General features: G+C 66.6%; 16 protein-coding genes. 3 read left to right on the plus strand and 13 right to left on the minus strand.

The annotated features are described in order from the left end of the window. Positions 1–10: 10 nt before the first annotated feature. A complete protein-coding gene (locus ACFC25_RS03640) occupies positions 11–547 on the minus strand; it encodes a flavin reductase family protein (protein WP_337352157.1) in 537 nt (178 codons plus the stop codon). Between the two features lie 163 nt (positions 548–710). On the opposite strand from ACFC25_RS03640, the gene ACFC25_RS03645 reads away from it, so the two are divergent. Then, entirely contained in the window at positions 711–1,439 is a 729-nt protein-coding gene (locus ACFC25_RS03645; RefSeq protein WP_337345885.1) for an IclR family transcriptional regulator, read from the plus strand. 24 nt (positions 1,440–1,463) lie between these two features. On the opposite strand, the gene ACFC25_RS03650 is transcribed toward ACFC25_RS03645, so the two are convergent. The 4 genes from ACFC25_RS03650 to ACFC25_RS03665 form a co-directional block, all read right to left on the minus strand. Next, the gene (locus tag ACFC25_RS03650) at positions 1,464–2,801 is read right to left on the minus strand and encodes an MFS transporter (RefSeq protein WP_376044355.1); all 1,338 of its coding nucleotides are present in this window, start codon (positions 2,799–2,801) and stop codon (positions 1,464–1,466) included. Positions 2,802–2,943: 142 nt separating this feature from the next. After that, positions 2,944–5,976 (minus strand): AAA family ATPase, encoded by a 3,033-nt coding sequence (locus ACFC25_RS03655; protein WP_376044077.1) that lies wholly within the window; start codon positions 5,974–5,976, stop codon positions 2,944–2,946. Beyond that, entirely contained in the window at positions 5,973–7,160 is a 1,188-nt protein-coding gene (locus tag ACFC25_RS03660; protein ID WP_376044079.1) for an exonuclease SbcCD subunit D, read from the minus strand. The genes ACFC25_RS03655 and ACFC25_RS03660 overlap by 4 nt, the downstream gene beginning before the upstream one ends. A 92-nt stretch (positions 7,161–7,252) precedes the next feature. Further along, the gene (locus ACFC25_RS03665) at positions 7,253–8,206 is read right to left on the minus strand and encodes an aquaporin (RefSeq protein ID WP_376044080.1); all 954 of its coding nucleotides are present in this window, start codon (positions 8,204–8,206) and stop codon (positions 7,253–7,255) included. Positions 8,207–8,373: 167 nt separating this feature from the next. Between ACFC25_RS03665 and ACFC25_RS03670 the strand changes: the two genes are divergently transcribed. Continuing rightward, positions 8,374–9,456, plus strand: coding sequence for an ADP-ribosylglycohydrolase family protein (locus tag ACFC25_RS03670; protein WP_337345881.1), 1,083 nt, complete (start codon positions 8,374–8,376; stop codon positions 9,454–9,456). Here the strand turns inward: ACFC25_RS03670 and ACFC25_RS03675 are convergent. Together ACFC25_RS03675 and ACFC25_RS03680 are read right to left on the minus strand one after the other, a co-directional pair. Continuing rightward, on the minus strand, positions 9,443–9,979 hold the full coding sequence (locus ACFC25_RS03675) for a DUF4395 domain-containing protein (RefSeq protein WP_337352161.1): 537 nt from the start codon (positions 9,977–9,979) through the stop codon (positions 9,443–9,445). The two genes, ACFC25_RS03670 and ACFC25_RS03675, sit on opposite strands and share 14 nt — an antisense overlap. 67 nt (positions 9,980–10,046) lie before the next feature. Next, on the minus strand, positions 10,047–11,081 hold the full coding sequence (locus tag ACFC25_RS03680; protein WP_376044083.1) for an exonuclease domain-containing protein: 1,035 nt from the start codon (positions 11,079–11,081) through the stop codon (positions 10,047–10,049). 195 nt (positions 11,082–11,276) lie between these two features. Between ACFC25_RS03680 and ACFC25_RS03685 the strand changes: the two genes are divergently transcribed. Next, positions 11,277–12,050 (plus strand): VTT domain-containing protein, encoded by a 774-nt coding sequence (locus ACFC25_RS03685; protein ID WP_337345946.1) that lies wholly within the window; start codon positions 11,277–11,279, stop codon positions 12,048–12,050. Positions 12,051–12,156: 106 nt separating this feature from the next. Here the strand turns inward: ACFC25_RS03685 and rdgB are convergent, their stop codons facing one another. The 6 genes from rdgB to clpS form a co-directional block, all read right to left on the minus strand. Beyond that, the gene (rdgB, locus tag ACFC25_RS03690) at positions 12,157–12,828 is read right to left on the minus strand and encodes an RdgB/HAM1 family non-canonical purine NTP pyrophosphatase (protein ID WP_376044356.1); all 672 of its coding nucleotides are present in this window, start codon (positions 12,826–12,828) and stop codon (positions 12,157–12,159) included. A 41-nt stretch (positions 12,829–12,869) separates the two neighbouring features. Next, on the minus strand, positions 12,870–13,637 hold the full coding sequence (gene rph / locus ACFC25_RS03695; protein ID WP_337345877.1) for a ribonuclease PH: 768 nt from the start codon (positions 13,635–13,637) through the stop codon (positions 12,870–12,872). A gap of 102 nt (positions 13,638–13,739) precedes the next feature. Next, positions 13,740–14,537: an MBL fold metallo-hydrolase gene (locus tag ACFC25_RS03700; RefSeq protein WP_337345876.1), complete on the minus strand. Its 798-nt coding sequence runs from the start codon at positions 14,535–14,537 to the stop codon at positions 13,740–13,742. Then, positions 14,534–15,601 (minus strand): glutamate racemase, encoded by a 1,068-nt coding sequence (murI, locus tag ACFC25_RS03705; protein ID WP_376044085.1) that lies wholly within the window; start codon positions 15,599–15,601, stop codon positions 14,534–14,536. Before murI ends, ACFC25_RS03700 begins: the two co-directional genes overlap by 4 nt. Positions 15,602–15,706: 105 nt before the next feature. Continuing rightward, entirely contained in the window at positions 15,707–16,273 is a 567-nt protein-coding gene (locus ACFC25_RS03710) for a DUF2017 domain-containing protein (RefSeq protein WP_337345874.1), read from the minus strand. Further along, on the minus strand, positions 16,266–16,649 hold the full coding sequence (gene clpS / locus ACFC25_RS03715; protein WP_337345873.1) for an ATP-dependent Clp protease adapter ClpS: 384 nt from the start codon (positions 16,647–16,649) through the stop codon (positions 16,266–16,268). The genes ACFC25_RS03710 and clpS overlap by 8 nt, the downstream gene beginning before the upstream one ends. Between the last annotated feature and the right edge of the window lie 29 nt (positions 16,650–16,678).

Consider the following 16,678-nt stretch of genomic DNA (forward strand, 5'->3'; position numbering starts at 1 on the left):
GAGCAAGGGGTCAGAGGAGGTTCTCCATTCCCAACTGGCTCTCCGGAATGGTTGTGAAGCTGCTGTTGGCAAAGGCCAGCGCGTCACCGCTGCGGTAGTTGAAATCGGCCACCTCGCCCACGTAGAGCGTGTGGTCTCCCCCGGGGTAGGCGGCCCAGGGCCTGCACTCGAACCAGGCCAGGACACCTGATAGCCGCGGCGCCGACCCGCCCTCAACCCACAACGGCTCCGGCCCCGGCCGCCCGGCGAAGTGCAAGGCCAGTTGGCGTTGCTCGGCACCAAGGATATTGACCGTGAACGCCCGGCCGGACAATTCGTCGTGGGCCCTGGCGCTCCGGGCGATGCTGACGAGCACCAAGGGTGGCTCCATGGACACGGACGTGAAGGAGTTAACCGTGATGCCGTGGCGCCTGGTTGCGCCGTCGAAGGTCACAATGGCGACCCCCGTGGCATATCTGCCCAGACTGCCGCGGAAGTGATGCGACCGCGGGGCCGAGGTCCGGCCGGCGGCTGACGGATCGGCCGTGTTCCGTGAATCGGAAATCATCACTGATCCTCAACGCAGGACCCGCGAGCGCCACATGGTGGACGCTTTCACGTGCGAGTTCTATATTTGAACTACTAATTCGTATATAGGACGCTACTCGGATGAAGGCGTCAGCACAAGAGTGTGCCCGATCCCCCGCCCGGAGCCGCCTAGGATGGACACCATGAATCCCACAGCCGCCGCCCCCGCCGGAGCAGCGCAGGCGTCGCCGTCGCAGACACTTTCCCGCGGCATCCGGGCGCTCGAGATCCTGGCCGCCGCCCAGAGCCCGATGACCATCGCCGAGCTTGCCGACGCCATGGGCGTCCACCGGTCCGTCGCGTACCGGATCCTGCGGACGCTGGAGGACCACTCGCTGCTGGTGCGCGACGACGCCGGCCGCGTGCAGCCCGGCCCCGGCCTGGCCGTCCTGGCTCGGGGCGTCTCACGAAATCTCCAGACTGCCGCTCTCCCCGAACTCACCCACTTGGCCAACACCCTGGACATGACGGCTTTCGTGGCCGTCTGGGACCACCTCGACTGCATCACCCTGGTGACCGTGGAACCGCGCCATTCAGGGGCGACAGTCGCCCAGCACCCTGGCACGCGGCATCCCATCAGCGCGGGGGCACCGGGCATCGCCATCCAGTCAGCACTGACAGAGGCCGAGTGGGCCCAGCTGGCGCCGGGGATACCCTACCGGCCCGAGGCTGCTGATGCCCGCCGCGCAGGGTACTCAGCCAGCCATGACGAGGTCATTGCGGGAGTGTCATCCCTGGCTGCCCCGGTCCGGGTGCCTGGGGGGCGGCCGGCCGCCCTCGCCGTCGTCTATATCCGGTCCTCGCATGACCCCGCCACTATGGGTGTTGCCTTGGCCGAAAGCGCTGCCAGGATTGAACGCCAGCTGGCCTGACGGGCGCTGCTGCGGCGCGGCGGCTTAGGGCCGCTTCCGTCGAAGCACGACGGCGGACGCAGCACCAAGCAGGATAAGGGCAACCGACGCTGCGACGGGTACGAGGAACGCCACTGAATAGCCATGGGCCTGTGCCAGCTGGCCCGCAACCGCGGATCCGACGGCTGTGCCTGCCACAATGCCGCTGGCCAGCGCCGTCATGACCGTTCCCAGCCGTCCTGCGGGAGAGATGAGGCCGCCGATGGCGAAGACCGTCACCATCACCGGGCCAACCGGGATTCCCAGAACCAGCAGCACCAGCACCATACCCGCAACCGACGACGGAACGAAGAGCAGGAACGCCAGGGCCGCCATCATTACGGCGCCGAGCAGCCACCGTGCCGAGAGGGTGAGGCGTTGCGGCCAGTACGCTACGGACAATGCGGCGACGGCGGAGCTCACGCCCATCACGGCATACAGCAATCCGGCGATTTCGGAGGTGGCAAAGCCCGCTGCAAACGAACTCAGTGCTGTCTGCGTGGACCCGAAGAAGGTGCCCATGCAGACCATGGCCAGAACAGGGAGGGCCACCGCCCACGGGATGGTGCGTGGGGTGGCTTTCGGCGCAGCTGCGTTCGTGCCCTCATTGCCGGGGCTTAAGGGTCCCCGGGGTACCGTGCGGTGGACAGGAACAGCCCGGTGGGTCCGGTGGATGGCAAACGCAGGGACCAGGGTGATGGTCAGGGCAGCAGCAAGGGCAAGGGGAAGCCAGGGCGCGACCAGGCTGGCCAGGATTCCCACCAAGGCAGGACCCAGCACAAACGTGAGTTCGTCCGCGGTGCTCTCATAGGACAGGGCTGTGTCCAGGTCCTGCCTGTTCGACGCCTTGCTGTCAGCCGGGCTGTTTGGGGAGTTTTGGGACGTCAACGCCATCCAGCGGACCCGTGCCAGCGGGCCGACCTGCGGGCAGCTGGCCCCGGCGGCAAACGCGGCCGCGAGCAGGGCTGCGGGGAAGGCCCCGGCCAGGACCGTGGCGTAGGCTGCGGCAATCAGCGCGAGTACGGCGAGGGCGTTGAGGGCGGCTGCGATCAGCAGGACAGGACGCTGACCCCGGCGGTCTGCCATCGCCCCGAGTACCGGCGCGCCGAGCGCGGAACCGATACCGACCGCACCTGCCGCAGTGCCGCCCACAGCGTAAGAGCCGGTGATCGAAGTCACCAGGGTCAGGGTCCCTACTGTGAGCATGGCCAAGGGCAGCCGGGCGAAGAGTCCCAAGGGAATAAAGGTACGTCCGGCCAACTGCGGAAGCTGCGCGAAGCGCCCCCTGGCTATCGGCTGGGGAGCGTCAGTTGGAGGACTGCCGGTCTTGGAACCGTGCTGCAGGGAGGGAGTTGATGGGAGGGTTGAAGGATTCAAGGTTCCGGGCTCGTTCAGTCATGCGCATCGTCCCTCCTCCCGATGCGCGCAACCCGGTAACTGTCCGATTATAGCGGTTGCCAGCACCTGGGGTTTCGACGATCCGGTGTCAGGAAAGCGGCGAAACCGTATCTGAGATGTGCAGTGCGGACCCGTTGCGGCCTTTGACCACCTGGAGCTGCACTCCGATGCGTTGCTTCATTTCGCCCACATGGCTCACGAGCCCCACCACCCGACCGCCGTCCCGCAGCCCTTCGAGGGCGTCCATGACCTGTTCCAGCGATTGCTCGTCCAGGCTGCCGAAACCCTCGTCCACGAACAAGGTTTCGATCTGGATTCCGCCGGACTCATGCTGGACCACATCGGCCAGGCCAAGGGCCAACGACAGGGATGCCATAAATGATTCACCGCCGGAGAGCGTCGACGTGTCACGGCGGTGCCCGGTCCACTGGTCCACCACCTCCAGTCCCAGCCCCGATTTGGCCCCGCGTGCCGCTTTGGCATCGGTGTGCTGGAGCAGGTAACGGCCGTCGCTCATGGCAACCAGTCGCTCAGATGCTGCCAGGGCCACCTGTTCCAGCCTCGCCGCTAGGACGTAGCTGTTCAGGCTCATGCGATAGGTGTTCTCACCGCGTCCGCCGGCGGCGTCCGCCAAGGCTGTCAGCATCCGTGCGCGCTCCCGCGGAGCGTTTCCGGAGCCGGCGAGGTCCTGGTATTCCGCCATGATGCCATTCAGGGATTCCACGCAGCGCTTCGCCATTGCCGCCGAAAGGCCGGCCGCGCGTGCCTTCTCCTCAGCCTGTGCAGCAGCTGCCTGCAACTCCCCGAGCTGTGCCTCGTCGGGGAACAGCTCCAACTCCTGTTCCTCAAGGGCCAGCATCACTTCTTCGGAGGCAAAGAGCTCCGCAACCCTGGCCTGTTCATCGTGGCCGGCGCGGATCTCTGCCTGCAGGGACGCAGCCTCGGCGCTGTCAAGCAGTTCCGCCCGGGCATCCCCGGCTGTGTTGAAGCCTGCCTCGGGCAGGGCCAACTCCAACTGTTGCCTGGCGTCGGCGGCCCGAACCTCGGCCTGGTCCAGCTGGGCCTGCGCCTGCACCGTCTTTTCAAGCGTTCGGGATGCTTCCTGCAGCGCGCGCAGCCGGTGCGCGAGGTCGCGGTGGCCGGAGCGGAGGCCAGACAGTGACTCGTGGAGGGCAGTTGCCTGTTCCAGGACCTCAGCCAGTGTGGACTGCACCTGCGCAAGCTCCTCGCCGGCAGCGGCCCTGGCGGTCTCTGCTTCTGCGATGCGCGTTTCGATTTCCGTGAGCCGCAGCCGCATCCCTTCCAGTTTGGCAGCCGCCTGATCTGAGCGTTCAGCGGCCTGCCGGGCGTCGTCCGCCGCTTTCCTGGCTTCTGCTTCGGGTGTGTCGCCACCCTGGCCAGCAAGGACGGCCACCAACTGCTTGGCTCCTGCCAGCTCCGTGCCCAGCGTTGAGAGCCGGGCCTCGGCCGCCTCGAACACCTCCCGGGCCTCTTCTTCGGCCTGGCCCAGCTGGAGGGCTGACTGGGCGGCCTTTGCCGGGGATGGGTGATCCGGGCTGCCGCACACGGGGCACGGAAGGGCGTCGGCCAGCTGGGCCGCCAGTTCAGCTGCCGCATTGGCCAGGCGCTCTTCGCGAAGGTCAAGCCAGTGGCGCTTTTTCTGCAGCTGATCCTCACGGCATGCCTCGTAGTGCTCTGACGCCAACAGTTGCGCCGCAACCGCCGAATGATGGCGGCGGACGACGTCCAGCAGTTCGTCGGCCGCGGCGGCTTCCTTGGTGTGCATGACGGCGGCTGCTGCCAGCTCGGCGAGTGGCTCCAGGCCCGCGGACACGTCCGCATACTCCGCCCGCAGGGTTTTGAGCCGGCCATCAAGTTCAATCCCGTCGGCCTGCAGTTCTTCCTTTGTGCGGCCGAGCGCTGTCCGCCTGGCCGTGAGGGCACGAAGCCGCTCTTCGTCCAGCAGCCGTGCTTCCACAACGGCCAGCAGGGAGCGCAGCCTGTCCAGTTCCCTTTCAGCATCAGGGGCGTCCGGATCAAGCCTCCCAAGCTCCGGATCCTCCTCCACTGCCATTCGCAGCAGGGTGAGGGCCGCCTCACGTGCGGCAGAGGCACTGCGGAGTTGGGCCTCCGCCTTCTCCACTGCCTGCAGCTGACCGGTCAGGACTTCCGCCTGGCGGTGCCGGGAAAGCCGGGCGGCGTGCGCCGCCAGCAGCGGAGCTGCTTCCTCCGCGGCGGCCTTCCGCGCTGTTGCGGACTCCAGCCGGCTGCGGCGCCCGGTCCGGGCCACCGCGGTGTCCAGGGCCTGCCGGTGCTCCCTGCTCAGCGAAGCGGCTGCCTCGGCCTCGCCGGCCAGGCCGGCGGCGCGGACGGCGAGGGCTGCCTGCAGCCACTCAATCCGGGCCGCCGGGTCTGCTGCCGGCGGCGCGTCGGATTCATCAATGCCAACAGCGGATACCTCGGCTTCTGCCCTGGCCGTGAGCAGCTCAAGTTGTCCGTTGAGACGCGAAACATCGTTGCGCGCTTCCTGGGCAAGGAGGGAGAGCTCCTGCTCCACTGCCTCGAAACGCTGTGTGCCAAAAAGTTTCTGCAGGAGGTCCAGACGGTCCGCCGCCTTTGAGCGGAGGAATGCGGCGAAGTCTCCCTGTGGCAGCATGACCACGCGCGTGAACTGTTCCCGGTCCATCCCCAAAAGGCCGGTGATTTCGGCGCCCGCTTCATCGTTGCGACCGGATTTTTCCGTCCATTCCCCGTTCACCCGTTCGCGGAGCAGGGTTTTGGCCTGCTGGGTAGTGAACCCATTTTTCCCCCGGGTGCTGGGCTTGTCCCAGGACGGCGAGCGGGTGACTTCGAAATGCCGCCCCTGGGCTGAGAACTCGCAGCTGACGGCCGGTTCGGTGGCCGGGTCCGCGTGGTCGCTGCGAAGGCGTTTGCCGTCCTGCCGCGCGCCGGGTACAGAGCCGTAGAGCGCGAAGCAGATGGCATCCAGGACGCTGGTCTTCCCTGCGCCGGTGGGTCCGTTCAAGAGGAACAGCCCATGGGCGCTCAGCCTGTCGAAATCGATTTCCTCGGTGCCGGCAAACGGTCCGAAAGCGGAGATCCTGAGCCGATGGATCCTCACAGCGACGCCTCCTGGAGCCGCACGTTGTCCAAGGCAGCTGCCAGGGCACTCCGCTCGGCGTCGTCGGGTTCACGGCCACGGACATGGTCCAGGAATCCGCAGCAGACGGAGAGGTCGTCCTCTGCCTCGGCCAGCCTGCTGCTGTAGGTCGACGCGGGCTTCGTGGCCGCGCCCTGCGGGTCAAATCCCAGCACCAGCGTGTCCGGGAAACGTGACCGCAGGCGTTCCATGGCCTGGGCGGGCCGCTGGGCGTCCGTCAGGGTGATCTGGCAGTAGGCATCTTCTGCCCAGGTGTGGTCACTGGATTCCAGCAGTTCCGCGATCCCGCCGCGGAGTACCGCCAGTTTCCGGGGGGCCTCCCAGGCCACTTCGGTCACGCTGGCGACTCCGGCCGGGCCGACGTCGATAAGCCAGCCCCCTTTTTGGTGCCTGGCTTCCGAGAAGGAATAGGCCAACGGGGATCCGGAGTACCTGACCTGGGCAGAGAGCGTCTGACGGCCGTGAAGGTGGCCCAGGGCCGTGTAGCTGAAGCCGTCGAACAGGTCCAGGGGGACGGCCCCGACTCCGCCGATGCTGAGGTCCCGTTCGCTGTCCGAGCTGATGCCGCCGCTGGCGAAGGTGTGTGCCAGCACGACGGAATAGACGGTGCCCTGCCCGGCGCGGCGCCGAAGGTCCGCGCGGATGAGGTCCGTAGCTGCCCGGGTGACCTCGAAGTGGCTGGCCGTCTCCACGCCCAGCGGCTCGGCCACCAGCCGCGGTTCCAGCCACGGAATGCCGTAGATGGCCAGTGTGGCGCCGGCTGCGCCGTCTTTCACGGGCGTTGCGTCCAACGGCAGCAGCACGGGCTGGTCCAGTTCGGCCAGCCGAGTCCGAAGATGCACCCCGCCCCGTTCCAAGAGCCGGGAGGCAAACCCCAGCCTGATGGCGGAGTCGTGGTTGCCGCTGGTCAGGACCACTTGGGCGCCGGCTCCGGTGAGCCTTACCAGGGCATCGTCCAGCAGGCCCACCACATCCACTCCCGGCAGGGCGCGATCGTATACGTCGCCGGCGATCAGGACAACGTCAACAGCGTTTTCCGAAACAGCCTTGACCAACTGGTCGATGAAGGACCGCTGGGCATCGAGCATCCCGACGCCGTGGAACGACCGGCCCAGATGCCAGTCCGATGTGTGCAATAACCGCATATTCCTACGCTATCGGCTGCCACTGACAGTTTGAGCCAACCCCGCTGCAAGGGCCCCTGCGCAGTGCATGCGGGGACCCTTGGCCGGGAGGCCTAACCGCGTTTTCCGTCAAAGAACTCCTGGGCCTCGTTGCTTTTGGTCGCCGGGACCGCCGCGGGCTCGGACGCAACCGAGCCTTCCGGCCCGTCCAGGTTTTCCGCTTCTTCGAGCTCATCGGATTCTTCCAGGTCCGCGTCCGCCGCGTCAGCGGAAACAGCAACGGACGTTCCGCCGGCGGCAGGAGTCGAAACCGCGAAGCCGCGGAAAACCAGCCCTGCGATGGCTGCGCCCACCAGCGGTGCCACCCAGAAGACCCAGAGCTGCTCCAGCGACCAGGACGAGCTAAAAACGGCAGACGCCGTGGCGCGGGCAGGGTTGAAGGGCGCGTTGCCCACGGACTGGCCCAGCTGCAACAGCACTGCGAAGGCGAGGCCCACTGCGACGGGTGCAGCGGCTTTGTTCAGGCCGTTCCGGGCGGTGGTGCCCAGGAACACGGCAACCAGGATGGCGGCGCCCAGCACTTCCAGCAGCAGGACAGCGGCCATGGGCGCCTGGATAATGGAATGCTCACCAAAACCCGCCGTGACGGTGTCGAACGCCGTCCGGCTGTCCTGGATGCTGGGAAGCGTGCGCAGGATCGCGAAGAGCGCCAGGGCGCCGAGCAGGGCACCTGCCAGCTGCGCCCCGATGTACGCAGCGGCGTCTGCCAGGCGGATCCGCCCGGCCACGGCATGGCCGACGGTCACGGCGGGGTTGAAGTGTCCGCCCGACACATAGCCGAACGCCAGCATTACGGCAGTGACAGCGAGGCCAGCGGCGAGAGCCGCAGGCAGCGGGCTGGACTGCGGAATGGTGAAGAGCGGCACACCGAGGCCCGCCACCACCAGAAACAAGCTGCCGAATGCTTCGGCTGACAGTCTGGCCACCAGCCCGTAACGGACGGCGACAGCGCCGCTGCCGTACGGCTCGGCGTTGTGGGCGTGGTGAACGGGCACAGGCGTGGTCATGTTTGGACGGTCCTTTTCGTAGGGGTCAGGCACAGTGGCCGGGAACTGCGGTGGGCTGTAATGCACCAGGCAGCCCCTGCATTGTGCCACCGGAGTCTGGGCGTTGGCTGGAACCGAGCTTAGCGTCCGGTGCAGGCGACGGCCTTCGCCACGGTAAATTTACTGGCATGAGCTATGAACCGGGCGCCCTTGCCGTGCCTTCGTTGGAGTCCCGCATCCATGGTTGCCTGCTGGGCGGGGCGCTGGGCGACTCGCTGGGTTACGCCGTCGAGTTCGACTCCATCGCGGACATCCGCCGCCGGTTCGGTCCGGAAGGACTGACGGATTTTTCAGCGGTCGACGGCGGCAGCCACTTTTCGGACGACACCCAAATGACCCTTTACACCGTGGACGGCCTCGTCGAGGCCCTCGAATGGGCCAATTCCGGCGTGGGCGCCGACGTCAACGCCTGCCTGTGGCTGGCATACCTTCGCTGGCTGGCCAGCCAAGGTGAGGCGGCACCGTCCTCCGCCCCGGTTCCCCAGCCACGCTGGATCGACACTCAGGAGGTGCTCCGGCACCGCCGCGCCCCAGGCTCGGCCTGCATCAGCGGACTCGCCACCGGCGAGATGGGCACGTCCTTCCGTCCGGTCAACCCCGACTCCAAGGGCTGCGGGACGGTCATGCGGTCCGCACCGTTCGGGCTGATACCCCACATCACGCCCGACGCCGTCTACAAGCTCAGTGCCGACGCCGCGGCCCTGACGCACGGCCACCCGTCCGCGCGCCAGAGTGCGGGAGCGTTCAGCCTGTTGATCCACCGCCTGGTGTCCGGTGAAAGCCTGCAGTCGGCTGCGGCGGCTGTCCTGGTTGATGTGCGGGCCATCGCCGACGTCGCACCGGAATTGCCGGTGCGACTGGAGGCTGCCGTCCGCCTGGCCGAAACCGGGCTTGCAGAGCCGGAGGAACTGGTGCAGCAGCTCGGCGAGGGTTGGGTCGCGGAGGAGGCGTTCGCCGTCGGGCTTTACTCGGTCCTTGCCACCGCCCCTGACGAAACCGCCCCAAGCGCACCGGAAGACCACTTCCGTGCCGCCATCGGCCTGGCCGTCAACCATAGCGGGGACAGCGACTCCACCGGTTCCATCGCCGGCAACATCCTCGGCGCCTACTACGGCGAGGCGTGCCTCCCGGCTGCCTGGCTCGAGCGGTTAGAGGCTCCGCACGTCATCCGCGGCATGGCGGACCTGCTGGTGGGCGTCACAACCGCCTAAGGGAGATGTTGTTGCAGGCTTCGCAGACTTCCTCGGGAATGAGGCCACGGCGCTGCAGCAGCCCGAAGATGACACAGCCCAGGCAAAAGCCTGCAAAGGCTTCCAGCGAGGCTGCCAGGATCAGCACCGCCAGCACGATCCAGGCTGCCGGGGCTGCCCCAACGGCGAAAAGGATCAGGGCGGTGGTGGAGACCACGGTGCCCAGACCTTGGGCGAAGCGCTTGGGAGGTCCCGGGACGAGCTTAGGCCGCCCCAGCCGCGGTGCCAGGACTTTCACCGAAAGCAGGGCCAGCGGGGAGATCCTGGGGCCGAACAGCACCCGGAGCCAAAACCCGGCGGCGATCAACAGCAGTCCCCACCCGGAACCGGTTAACAGCGTGATGCCGGCCAGCAGCACTACAAGCCCGGCCGTGATCCGGGCAGCGTATTCGTTGACCGGGTTGGGGAAGGCAAACACCACGCGCCAGTCGATCCCCGTCCGCGTGGTCGGAGGGGTGGTCTGAACGCCCGTGGATTTGATCATGCTGCAAGGCTAGGAGTACACCGGGCGGCGTGGAAGGTTTGTTGCGCCAGATGAATTGCGCCAGGGATCAGGCCGGGTGGGCTCCCGCACCAACGCCGGCAGTGGCGTAGCCGCCCACCATCTGGAGGAACTCGCCTTCGGAGAGTACTTCGATCATCTGGCCACGTTCGTGCAGTTCCAGGACCCGCCGGGCTTTGCCGGTCAGCCTCCCCGAGCGCAGGTCCGAGGCCACAAACCCGTCTCCCACCACGAGCACGGTGGTCCGTGCCGTCACCCTGCTTTCGGGCCGGGCGCCCAGTTCTGCCGAGCGGACCTTGGCTTCGGGCCTGGCCATGGAAAGCTCTCCGGTGAAGACGACAGTCTGGCCGAACAGCGGATGGCCGGGTTCGGCGTCGCCATTGGGCAGCGGGTTGGCACCCTCCTCAGGCCAGCCCGACCGGAACGGCAGTGGACGGGCGGCGCCACTGCCGCCGGTGCCGGCAACGTCGATTGCAGCGAGGCTTTGCTTGGACAGGGCGTCCCGGGATGGATCGAAGGCCTGCTGGTGGGGCACGGCAAGGCCAAGTGACAGGTACAGCTCGGCGATGCTGTTGGCCCCGTTTCGTGCCGCGATGTCGATCAGGATGCCGGCGCATGCCCGCGCGTCCTCCCCGGCGTCGTGGTGGTTGACCAGCGGGACGCCGGCCTCCTCGGCGGCGAACGGCAGGGAATTGGAGACCAGCGAGTAACAGCGGCGGGACAGCATCACGGTGCAGACGTAGTCGTAGGCGGGTCCGGGAAGGCCCGACACCTCCAGGCCTGACCTGATGACGCCGAGGTCGAAGGCCGCATTGTGCGCCGCAAGGATGTCGTCGCCGATGAAGGCACCGATTTCCGGAAACAGCTCACCAAACCGGGGCAGCCCGGCAACGTCCTCGGCCCGGATGCCGTGGATCCGGACGTTATGGTAGTCAAAGTGGTCGTGGTTCGCCGGGGGCCGCATAAGCCAGGACGCCTCGGCTACGACCTTTCCACCCCGGACCTTCGTCAAGCCCACCGCGCACGGTGAACCCCGGAAGCCGTTGGCCGTTTCGAAGTCGATCGCCGTAAAGTCCAAACCCACGGCCCACACTTTACCGCCGCGCATGGCCCTTCCGGCGGCACCACGGCGGCGCTGTCGCGGATATCACCTGCACGAGGGCGGGTGGCGGCGAGGATGAGCAACGGATTCCCGTACTTGGTCCACTGAGCGACGGGTGGCATCCGCGCCACCGCCACTGGCTAGGTCAAGTACCCTGAGTAGGTGAACTTTCTTGCGATCAGCGACCTCGCCGTGCCCATGCTGGGAGGTGCAGGACCGGTCCAGCCGCAGCTGGCATCATTCCTGCCCGACTGGCTGAACCCCCAGGTCTTCCTGGCCGACCCTGCACTGGCTCCCTGGGTGGTGCTGCTCGTCTGCGGCATCGTCTTCGCCGAGACAGGCCTGCTGGTGGGCTTCTTCCTGCCCGGCGATTCGATGCTGTTCACGGCCGGCCTGCTGGTGGCCACCGACACCATCAAGTTCAATGTCTGGCTGCTGGCACTGCTGATCACCGTCTCAGCCATCATCGGCAACCAGACCGGCTACCTGATCGGTTCCAAGGCCGGTCCTGCCATCTTCAACAAACCAAATTCCCGCCTTTTCAAGCGTGAAAACGTGGAGAACGCCCACGCATTCTTCGAAAAGCACGGCGGCAAGGCGCTCATCCTGGCGCGCTTCGTTCCAATCATCCGGACCTTCGTTCCGGTCATTGTGGGCGTGGCCCAGATGGACAAGAAGAAATTCTTCCTCTTCAACGTGATCGGCGCTGTTCTCTGGGGCAGCGGCGTCACTCTCCTGGGCTACCTGCTGGGCGACCGGGTCCCGTGGGTCAGGGACAACCTGGACATCATCTTCATCGCAATCGTGCTGGTCTCCGTGATCCCGATCGGCATCGAAGTACTCCGCGGCATCTCGGCCAAGCGCCAGGCAGCCGTCTTCGGAACGGATGCGGTGGACGAATTCATCGAAGAGCACGCCCCCGCTGAAGAGCGCAAGACCAACCTGGACTAGGTCCTGAAGAGCACCGCCGGCACAACGCCTGCACAAAGGAAGGGAGCCCTGCTTATGCAGGGCTCCCTTCCTTTGTCTCTTCGATCCGGTGTCATCAGAGACCGCGCTACGTCCGGGCGAGGGCCTCAACGATGGCGGGCAGCAGGGCCCGGAAGGCCTTGCCCCGGTGGCTGATCGCGTTCTTCTCCTCCGGGGACAGTTCCGCGCAGCTGCGGTCCTCGCCGAGCGGCTGCAGGACGGGGTCGTAGCCAAAACCGCCCACACCCCGGGGCTCGCGCAGCAGGATCCCCTCAAGCTGCCCGTATTCCACCGTTTCGTGGGCCGTGCCGCCCGGCGCAGGCACGGCGAGCGCTGCGGCGCAGACGAAGGCCGCACCCCTGTGCCCGTCCGGGACGTCGGAGAGCTGGTCCAGCAAGAGCCGCAGGTTGGCGGCGTCATCACCGTGCCGGCCGGCCCAGCGTGCAGAAAAGATGCCAGGGGCCCCGCCAAGGACGTCCACAGCCAGCCCTGAATCGTCGGCGATCGCCACCATGCCGGTTGCCTCGGCCACGGCACGGGCCTTGAGCAGCGAATTCTCGGCAAACGTCACGCCTGTTTCGACGACGTCCGGCGCACCGGCCGTCGCGGCGTCCACTACCTGGGTGTCGACGTCGAGCCCTGGAACCTGGCCGCGCAGGAGCTCACGCAGCTCGCGGAGCTTGCCCGCGTTGTGGGTGGCGAGGACCAGCCGGGGCACGGTGCCGTCCAATCCGGCGCTATCCAATCCAGCGCTGTCCAATCCGGCGCTATCCGGAAGGCCGCCGCCTGGTGCTGCCGGGCTCACAGGGCATCCGCGAGGGTTTCGCGCTGGATCGCCGCCAACTGGGTTGTGCCCAGGAGGGCAAGATCGAGCAGCTGGTTCAGCTCGTCACGGTCGAAAGGCGCCCCTTCCGCAGTGCCCTGGACTTCCACGAACTTCCCTGACCCGGTGACCACAACATTCATGTCAGTCTCGGCCCGGACATCCTCGACGTAGGGCAGGTCAAGCATGGGCACGCCGTCGATAATGCCCACCGAGACTGCGGCGATGGTGTCGATCAGGGGCTGGGCGTTCTTGGCGATCAGCTTGTTGTCGCGGGCGAAGCGGATGGCGTCGGCCAGGGCAACGTAGGCTCCCGTGATGGCCGCGGTCCGGGTTCCGCCGTCGGCCTGCAGGACGTCGCAGTCCAGCACAATCGTGTTCTCGCCCAATGCTTTGGTATCGATGATGGAGCGCAGCGAACGGCCGATCAGCCGGGAGATCTCGTGCGTCCGCCCGCCAATCTTGCCTTTGACCGATTCGCGGTCCGAACGGGTGTTCGTGGCGCGGGGCAGCATGGCATATTCGGCGGTGACCCAGCCTCTGCCCTCGCCCTTGAGCCAGCGCGGAACGCCAGCCGTCAACGAAGCCGTGCACAGGACCCGCGTGTTGCCGAACTCGATCAGGGCCGAACCCTCTGCCTGCTTGGACCACCCGCGCGTGATGCTGATGGGGCGGAGCTGGTCCGGCGTACGGCCATCGGCGCGCACTACGGGTACCACGGGCACTGCGGTTGCTTCTGAAGTCATACCTTTAGCTTATCGACTAGCCGCGGGCAGCCCGGCCACGGGCACCCCTGCCGTGCTCCACCCCAGGCCCGGTACCAGTACTTACCCAACGGGCACGTACTCCTAGATCGTGTAGTGCACTCCGGCCACCGCGACCGCGACGTCGCCGCCAAAGACCGGGCGGGCCTCGGCCATGACGGTAGTAGGTGAGGTCCAGACGGGGATGTGCGTGAGCAGGAGCCGGCGCGCGCCGGCAACCGCCGCCGCCTCGCCCGCGCGCTTGCCGGTCAGGTGCACGTCCTTGATGCCGTCGTCGCGGCCCTCTTCGAAGGCTGCCTCGCAAAGGAAGAGGTCAGCGTCCTTGGCCGCTTCCTCCAGGCCGGCGCAGGAATCGGTATCCCCGGAGTACGTCAGCACCCGGCTGACCAGGTTGCCTTCCTTATCCGGCTCTGTGACCTCCACCCGAAGGGCGTAAGCCTCCTCCACCGGGTGGTTCACGGCGAACGGAGTGATGGTGAATGGGCCAAGGGTTACGGACTCGCGTTCGGTCCAGTTGGTGAAGTCGAATTCCTCGTGCATGCCGGGATCCAGCTCCAGGCCATACGCAGTTGCCATGCGGTCGGCCGTTGCCGCCGGACCCCACACAGGAATCCGGCCGCGTCCCCAGCCGCCTGGCTTCCAGCGGACCGCCACGTGCAACCCGCACAGGTCCATGCAGTGGTCCGGGTGCAGGTGGGTCAGGAAAATCGCATCGATGTCCTCGAGATCGGTGTAGCGCTGGATGGCGCCCAAGGCTCCGCTGCCCAGGTCCATCACGATCTTCCAGGTCCGTTCGCCGTCGTTGGCGGTAAGCAGGTAGCAGGACGCCGGCGAGCCGGGTCCCGGGAAGGAACCCGTGCAGCCAACGATGGTGAGCTTCACTGGGCAGGACCCCCGGCCCGGCCGGCATTGCCCACGAAGTTCGACAACCGCCGCTGGGGCCTGATGCTTCCGGCTCCGCTCTGCGCAGCGGCAATCATCTCAGGGGTGATCCGGGCCAGGCTGCCTGTGGGGTACTGGGCGGAAACATGGTCCACGTGCCGCACTGAGAGGACCTCCGGCCCCAGGAAGCGGCGCGCGAGCGCTTCGAACTGTCCGGCATCGCCCGTGGCGATGAAGTGGTGTTCGGGCGGCGTTGCCGTGGTGCGCTGGAGGTCGTGGGTTGCCAGCGCGCGGTAGACATCCTTGGCCGTCTCCTCCGCGCTCGAGACCAGCGTCACGTCCTCGCCCATGACGTAGGAAATGACCCCGGTCAGCAGCGGGTAGTGGGTGCAGCCAAGGACAACGGTGTCCACGCCGGCGGCCTTCAGCGGTGCCAGGTATTCTTCGGCGATGGCGAGCAGCGCCGGGCCGGTGGTAATGCCTGCTTCGACGTAGCTGACGAACTCAGGGCACGCGACTGACGTGATCTCCAGGTCCGGTGCGGCGGCAAAGGTGTCCTCATAGGCTCGGGACCCAATGGTGGCGGACGTTCCGATGACGCCCACGCGTCCGCTCCGGGTGGCAGCCACTGCCCGCCGCACAGCGGGCTGGATCACTTCAATAACGGGAATCCCGTATTTGGCGGTGTACCTCTCACGTGCGTCGCGCAGGACAGCGGCCGACGCCGAATTGCAGGCAATGGTGAGCAGCTTGACGCCCGAGTCCACCAGTTCGTCCATCACGCCCAGGGCGTTTGCCCGGACTTCGGCGATGGGCAACGGCCCGTACGGCCCATGGGCGGTGTCGCCAACGTAAAGGATCGATTCGTTGGGCAGCTGGTCGATGATGGACCGCGCCACGGTCAGTCCGCCGACGCCGGAATCAAAGACGCCGATGGGCCGGGATCCCAGGTGACCGCCGGGAATGCTGCTGGCTGGGGACTCCGCCGCAGCTGCTGTCGAATCCGTGCTCGAGGCTGTTGTCATGATTATTCGAGGATAGGTCTTCCCTGTGGGTGCGGCCATCACATTGTGTCGGCCGACTCATGTCTAATTTGTCACACTGCAGGATATATCCCCGAAGCAGGAGGCTGACGCACACCGGAAAGGAGAGCCCGGACAGGACAGCATTCAGGCCCGCGTGTCCAAGGACTGGAGCATCGCCTGGACCAGCGACTCCTGCAGCCATGTGGCGAAGTTATATACGAGGGCAAGGTAGCTCTCCACGTCCTCCGCCTGGGACCAGTCCTGCATGAGGTGGACGTGCTCCGCGTCCTCCTCATCCCGGATGTCAAGCCGTTCCGCCAGCACCAGGCGGACGTCGTTCAGGGCCATCGACCAGTGTCGGGCGCCCTCAGGGGTCAGGAGAATTTCGTCTTTGTCCAGGTCCAGGGCGGCGGCCCGGAGGGCACCGATCTTGGTTTCCCGCAGTGAACGCTCGGTGAGCTGGCGGAATTCCAGGGACGCGCCGTCGTCGTTCTTCATCACGTTGGGAAGCAACCGCCGGACCGCGCGGTCGGTGGGTTCCTGGACGTCCATGTCCAGCCCGATCATCGCAGTCAGCGGATCCTGGTTGGCCCGCTCCTCCGGCTGAAGCATCGAGATGACGTCATCGATCAGGCTGCGGAGCAGTTCCCGTTCTGCAGGTTCGAGGAATCCGGTGATGCCTTTGAGTCCGTATTTGAATGCTTTAGCCACGCTTGCCTCGTCCCTGCCCGGATCCGCCCGGTTTGCCGGAATTTCCTCCCGGCCCTCCGGATGCCTTCTCCACGGTGGCCCACAGCCCGAAGCCGTGCATGGCCACGGCATGGCGTTCGACCTGTTCCTTGCTGCCGTGCGCAACAATGGACCGGCCCTTCTTGTGGACCTCCATCATGAGCTTGTTCGCCTTGGATTCGGAGTAGCCGAAGTAGCTCTGGAAAACATAGCTGACATAGCTCATCAGGTTGACGGGATCGTTCCAGATCACCAGGTTCCAGGGGATGTCCGGGGCGGTCAGGGAGTCGGTGGACGCCTCTGTCCCGGTCCGGGTGCCCTCCTGTGTATCAGGGCCGAGCGCAACGCTTAAGGTCATCTGTCCATTCTATGGGGAGGCCCACGCTG

The sequence above is a fragment of the Pseudarthrobacter sp. NPDC055928 genome (assembly GCF_042270935.1).
In the GTDB taxonomy this organism is placed as follows: domain Bacteria; phylum Actinomycetota; class Actinomycetes; order Actinomycetales; family Micrococcaceae; genus Arthrobacter.